The organism is Petrotoga halophila DSM 16923 (assembly GCF_002924615.1).
Genome location: NZ_JALY01000107.1, coordinates 1 through 5,738, shown reverse-complemented (window position 1 = coordinate 5,738; position 5,738 = coordinate 1). Strand labels below are relative to the sequence as shown.

General features: G+C 34.5%; 6 protein-coding genes. 5 read left to right on the top strand and 1 reads right to left on the bottom strand.

The features are described from left to right. The first annotated feature begins 140 nt into the window (after positions 1-140). From AA81_RS04830 to AA81_RS04810, 5 genes are all read left to right on the top strand, one after another. On the top strand, positions 141-1,454 hold the full coding sequence (locus AA81_RS04830) for an ABC transporter substrate-binding protein (RefSeq protein WP_103898381.1): 1,314 nt from the start codon (positions 141-143) through the stop codon (positions 1,452-1,454). A 96-nt stretch (positions 1,455-1,550) separates the two neighbouring features. Continuing rightward, positions 1,551-2,423, top strand: a complete 873-nt coding sequence (locus tag AA81_RS04825; RefSeq protein WP_103898380.1) for a carbohydrate ABC transporter permease — start codon at positions 1,551-1,553, stop codon at positions 2,421-2,423. Positions 2,424-2,439: 16 nt separating this feature from the next. Then, complete coding sequence (locus tag AA81_RS04820) at positions 2,440-3,279, top strand: carbohydrate ABC transporter permease (RefSeq protein WP_103898379.1); 840 nt, start codon at positions 2,440-2,442, stop codon at positions 3,277-3,279. Between the two features lie 214 nt (positions 3,280-3,493). Continuing rightward, the gene (locus AA81_RS04815; protein WP_103898378.1) at positions 3,494-4,423 is read left to right on the top strand and encodes a diacylglycerol/lipid kinase family protein; all 930 of its coding nucleotides are present in this window, start codon (positions 3,494-3,496) and stop codon (positions 4,421-4,423) included. An 83-nt stretch (positions 4,424-4,506) separates the two neighbouring features. Further along, positions 4,507-5,493, top strand: coding sequence for an aldo/keto reductase (locus AA81_RS04810; protein WP_103898377.1), 987 nt, complete (start codon positions 4,507-4,509; stop codon positions 5,491-5,493). A gap of 56 nt (positions 5,494-5,549) precedes the next feature. Here the strand turns inward: AA81_RS04810 and AA81_RS04805 are convergent. Then, the coding region (locus AA81_RS04805; RefSeq protein WP_103898376.1) for a heavy-metal-associated domain-containing protein at positions 5,550-5,738 on the bottom strand (189 nt) is incomplete at its 5' end.

Sequence of the window (5,738 nt, the reverse complement as noted above, 5' to 3'; positions counted from 1 at the left end):
TATTCGGTTAGCCATAGCAATATTAATAAAACTTTATATTTCCTTATATTTCACAAATAAAAATAAAGTATTATTAACGTATTAAAACTTGTTTAGTAAATTGTTTGAATAGTTTCAAAAATCTATTGGAGGTGAGTTTTGTGAAAAGGTTGGTTATGTTTGTATTTATGGTTTCTTTGTTAAGCGTTTTGTCTTTTCCTGTAACCATAGAGTTTTGGCATGCGATGAGTGGAGACAGGATAGCTTTGATCGAAGATATTGTGAGTGATTTTGAAGAGGCTTATCCGGATATAAATGTAAATGCACAATATTCAGGAAGTTATCCTGAAACACTGAATAAGCTTATTGCAGCGGTACAATCTGGGAACGCACCACACATAGTTCAGATTTACGAAATAGGTACAAGACTTATGATAGACAGTGGTGTCATCGTTCCTGTCCAAGATTTACTTGATCAAGATGATTCTTATGATGTAGGGGTTTTGTTGGAACCTATATTAAATTACTACAAAGTTGACGGAAAGTTGTACTCAATGCCTTTCAATTCATCTACTGCTTTGTTGTACTACAACAAAACACTATTTGAAGAAGCTGGCTTAGATCCAAATAGACCTCCTCAAACCTACGAAGAGCTGTTAGAATACTCTAGAATTTTAACAAAGAAAGACTCAAGTGGAACTACTGTTCAATACGGATTAACGTGGCCTACCCATTCGTGGATAATTGAACAACTTATGGCTGCCGCTGATGCACCACTTGTTAACAACGATAACGGAAGAACCGCCAGAGCAACAGAGGCTGTCTTCGATAGTGAATCAGGTTTAAAAATATTTGAACTGTTTGATCAATTGAACAAAGAAGGTCTAATTCTGAACACTACTAGGGAAGATTGGGATGCAGCTGGACAGAATTTCGTCTCAGGCAGAGCAGCTATGAATTTCTTTTCAACATCTGATGTAAAGATTTTTCAAGAAGGGTTAGAAAGCAATGGCTACGAGTTAGGAACAGCCTTTTTGCCTGTTCCAGATATAAGTGTCAGTGGAGGACCAGTTATTGGAGGAGCGAGCTTATGGTTGATAGATGGCCATCCGGACGAAGAAACCAAAGCTGCCTGGGAATTTTTGAAGTTTGTCAATCGTGAAGATCAACAAATTAGATGGCACCAAGGTACAGGATATTTTCCAGTAAGAAAAGATGCCATTCAGAGGTTGCACTATGAAGAATTTTATGCTGAGAACCCAAATTACTTCACTTCCTTATTGCAATTATTGTTAGCTAAAAGAGATTTCAACTCAGCTGGAGCAGTTATTGGCGTCTTCCCTGAAACCCGAGAAACTATAGAAATAGCGTATGAAAGAATGGTTGATGGACAAATGACACCTGAAGAGGCATTGAGTTGGGCTGAAAGCCAAGTGACAGAATTAATCCAAGAATATAACGAATTCTATCAGTAATCTATCAATCACATCTCTAAGATAATTCTATAATTTCAAATGTTATTAATCCAAGGAAGACTTTTTCTTCCTTGGATTTTTAGGAGGAAATAAAATATGAAGTGGGGAAAATACACACCTTATCTTTTGCTTGCACCTACACTAATAATTATTGCCCTTTTTATATATTGGCCAGCAATTAACTCTTTTCTAATGAGTTTTTACAAAATATCACCTTTTGGCGATAAGAGGATATTTGCGGGTTTTGACAACTACATTAAACTTTTTGAAAATGAGGCATATTGGGATGCTTTAAGGGTTACATTCATATATATAGTTACAACAGTAATAATAGTCATTATTTTAGGTTACCTTATTGCACAATTACTAGATAATAAGGTCTTTGGGGTAAAAATTTATAGAACTTTAATTTTTGTTCCTTATGTTATTTCCTTTACTATCGGAGGTGCGTTGTGGACCTTCATGTTGAACCCGGTTGCAGGACATGTGAATTATATTTTGTCAAGAATTACAGGAGAAAGTATTAATTGGTTAAATCAAGTGCCATATGCCTTAATTTCAATTATAGTTGCCAGTGTTTGGAAGATGCTGCCTTTTTCAATTATTTTCTATCTTGCAGGATTACAGTCCATATCGGAATCAATAATAGAGAGTTCTTTAATTGATGGGGCAAACGTATGGCAAAGGATGTGGAAAATAAAATTTCCTATACTTTCTCCCATTACATTTTACTTAGTTATTATGAACATTACCAATGGAATGTTTGAGTCGTTTGGGATCATTGACATTATGACAAGAGGAGGACCTTTAGGAAGCACAACAACTTTAATTTACAAACTATATCAAGATGCGTTCTTTTTCCAAAAAACGAGTTTAGCAGCTGCTGAAAGTGTTGTCTTATTTATTATTATGTCATTTATCACCTTTCTCTATTTTAGATTTGGTGAGAAAAGGGTTCATTATCAATGAAGGGAGTCAAGCAATAATGAGAAAATCGACTAGAGAAAAAGTTAATTATATTTTTGTGGAAGTAGGGTTAATAATTGTGTCTTTTTTCATGTTCTTACCTTTTATACTGGCAATTTCTATGAGTTTTATGGAACCTACGGAGGTTTTCTCTTATCCACCTAAGTTTTTTCCTTCAAGTATCAATTTTAAAAATTACATCACAGCTATAGAACTTGTTCCAATGGGCAGAATGTTGTTCAATTCGTTGCTTGTGGCTTCATTTACAACATTAGGAAAGTTAATAACAGGAACATTCGCTGCTTATGCCTTTTCTTCTTTTCGATTTAAAGGAAAGAACATATTATTTTCCACACTCTTTGTAACTTTATTTTTGCCTGCCGAAACTGTTATGATTTTACCTTTGTTTATGCTGATGTCAAATCTCGGTTGGGTTAACACCTATTGGGCGCTGATAATACCTTTTACCGCCTCTGCAACCAATACCTTCCTATTTAGGCAACATTTTATGACGATCCCTCGTTCTTTAGAGGATGCAGCAAAAATAGATGGCGCTTCAGCTATGCAATACTTTTTTAAGGTGCTTATACCCTTGTCTGGACCAATAATCGCTGGAGCGGCTATTATTAACTTTGTTTATGCATGGAATATGTATCTTTGGCCTTTGATAGTTACCATGCAAGACAATATGAGGACGGTACAGGTTGGTGTAAAGATGTTGATCTCGGGAGAGACTAGTAACAATTGGGGAGTAATAATGGCAGGGACATTGTTGGTTGCTTTACCTACCCTCATAATATTTTTTCTACTTCAAGATTTGTTTGTAAAAAGTCTGGTAAATAGCGGGCTTAAGGAATAAAGTAGATTTTAAAAAATTAAATAATTAATTAACCAACAAAACCCCAAAAGGGGTTTTTTGGTCTTATTTTCTTGTTTAGTTAATTTTATGATAAAATTTAAAAAGAATTAAAGGAATTTAAGGATTTTAATCGGTTTTCTTGAATCAGTTGGTCAAATATAGTAAATTATATAGTGATTGATATAGTTATTCAAAGTAAAGGAGATCTACTGTTGTGGAAGAAGTTAAAATACTATTCATAGTTAATCCTGCGGCAGGTGGTGGTAAAGCCCTAAAAGTATGGACAAAAAATATCTATCCTATTTTGGAAAAGAAAAAGATAGAATTTGATTATCTATTCACCAAAAAACCTTACGATGGTTTTAATTTGGCACTGGAAGGGATCAAAAAAGGGTATAAAAAAATAGTTTCTGTGGGTGGAGATGGAACGGTAAACGAAATTGTTAACGCAATAATGTTGCAGGATATTATCGATCCAATCGAAATATCAGTTGGTTCTATCGGATCTGGCTCTGGTAACGATTGGGGAAAAAGCGTCGGTATACCTACTAATTTTGAAGAGGCGGTAATTAATTTACAGAAAGACAATTTTATATTACAAGATGTTGGTAAGGTTAGTTATATTCAAAAAGGTGTTGAAAAAACAAGATATTTTGTGAATGTTGCAGGAATGGGGTTTGACGCAGAAGTCACCTATAGGGCAAATAAAAGTAAAAAAAGATTGTTTGGCAAGCTTTCCTATTCTTTGATTTTGTTCAGCGTTTTATTCTCATTCGAGGATCCCTATGTTGAAATCAAAATTGATGGAAAAAAGGTGTATGAGAATCAGGCTTTAACCTTGAATGTTGGGATTTGTAGATACAGTGGAGGAGGAATGATGTTAACACCTAAGGCAAAATACGACGATGGACTTTTCGATATAACTGTGGTTGATAAGATATCTGTTGGTACAATTTTAGCAAATCTAAGAAAAATATATGATGGCTCATTTATAAATCATCAAGCTGTGAAAACCTTTAGAGGAAAATCTATAGAAATTACGTCCAAAGAAAAGCTGTATTTAGAGGCAGATGGTGAATCTTTAGGCGACTCTCCTTTGTATTTTGAAATTTTCCCGCAAAGACTAAAGGTTTTAAGTGGTTGATCAATAGAGCATTGATTAGTCTGCTGCAAAAAAATATGAAAATAATAGAAAAAAAATTTAATGGAGGAGGTAGATTTCGAGGTATGAAATATATAAATTTAGGGGCTAGCGGTTTAAAAGTTTCTGAGGTATCTCTGGGAACTATGACGTTTGGAAGGGAAGCAAACGAAGAAGAATCTGTTAAGATTTTAAATTATTATTTAAAAAATGGAGGAAATTTCATAGACACTGCAAATGTATATGCAGAGGGAAGATCGGAGGAAATACTTGGGCGAGCGCTTAAAGGAATCAGGGATGAAATTGTTCTAGCAACAAAAGCTTTCTTCCCAACTAGTGAAGGTCCTAATAACAGAGGAGCTTCAAGGAAAAATATATTAAAAGCTGTTGAAGATAGTATGAAAAGGCTCCAAACAAACTATATAGACCTTTATCAAATACATTGTTGGGATGATTTCACACCGATCGAAGAAACAATGTCTGCTTTGGACTATCTAGTAAAAAAAGGATATGTTAGATATATAGGCATATCTAATTATTCAGGATGGCAAATAGAAAAAGCTCTTAGAACGTCCGAAGTTTACGGATATGAGAAAATAATTTCTGTGCAGATGCAATATAGCTTAGTTGTCAGAGATATCGAGATGGAAGTTGTACCGGTTTGCCAATCAGAGGGGTTAAGTATAATGGCTTGGGGGCCTTTAGGAGGGGGCTTCTTGAGTGGAAAATACAAAGCCGGAGAAAAACCAAAAGAAGGAAGGATCGCTAAAGCCAGCAATGATTGGGAAGAAGCTTGGAATAAAAGAGCAACAGAAAAAAACTTTAAAATACTGGGTAAGTTAGAGGAAATATCTAAAAATCGTAACAAAACAGTTCCTCAAGTGGCATTAAATTGGATTATTTCACAAAATATCATTCCTATCCTCGGGGCAAGGACTTTAGAACAAATAAAAGATAATATGGGAGCTGCGGGTTGGTATTTAACTCAACAAGAGTTAAACGAACTGAATGAAGTTAGCAAGTTGGAAGAAAAATATCCATATAGATTTATAAGATCTGCAAATGAAAGATAGATTAAGAGTTTTAATGATATAAGCAAGAGCCACAAGGGCTCCTGCTTTTTGACAAATTATTCCTGTCTTACCAATTTTGGAGGATAACCTATTTCATTCAATAAGTTTTCTATTTTTTCTGGTTCTTGAAATGTTTCAACTTCTACTTTTTTGTTTTCTAAATCAACGTTGAAATTTTGCACAATGCCCGAAGACTTCAATTGCTTTTCTATGTTCATCTTGCAATGTTCACAAGACATATCTGG

Coding starts and splice junctions, on each gene's coding strand:
- AA81_RS04825 (WP_103898380.1), top strand. CDS start 1,551: ATGAAGTGGGGAAAATACACACCTTATCTTTTGCTTGCACCTACACTA.
- AA81_RS04820 (WP_103898379.1), top strand. CDS start 2,440: ATGAGAAAATCGACTAGAGAAAAAGTTAATTATATTTTTGTGGAAGTA.
- AA81_RS04810 (WP_103898377.1), top strand. CDS start 4,507: ATGAAATATATAAATTTAGGGGCTAGCGGTTTAAAAGTTTCTGAGGTA.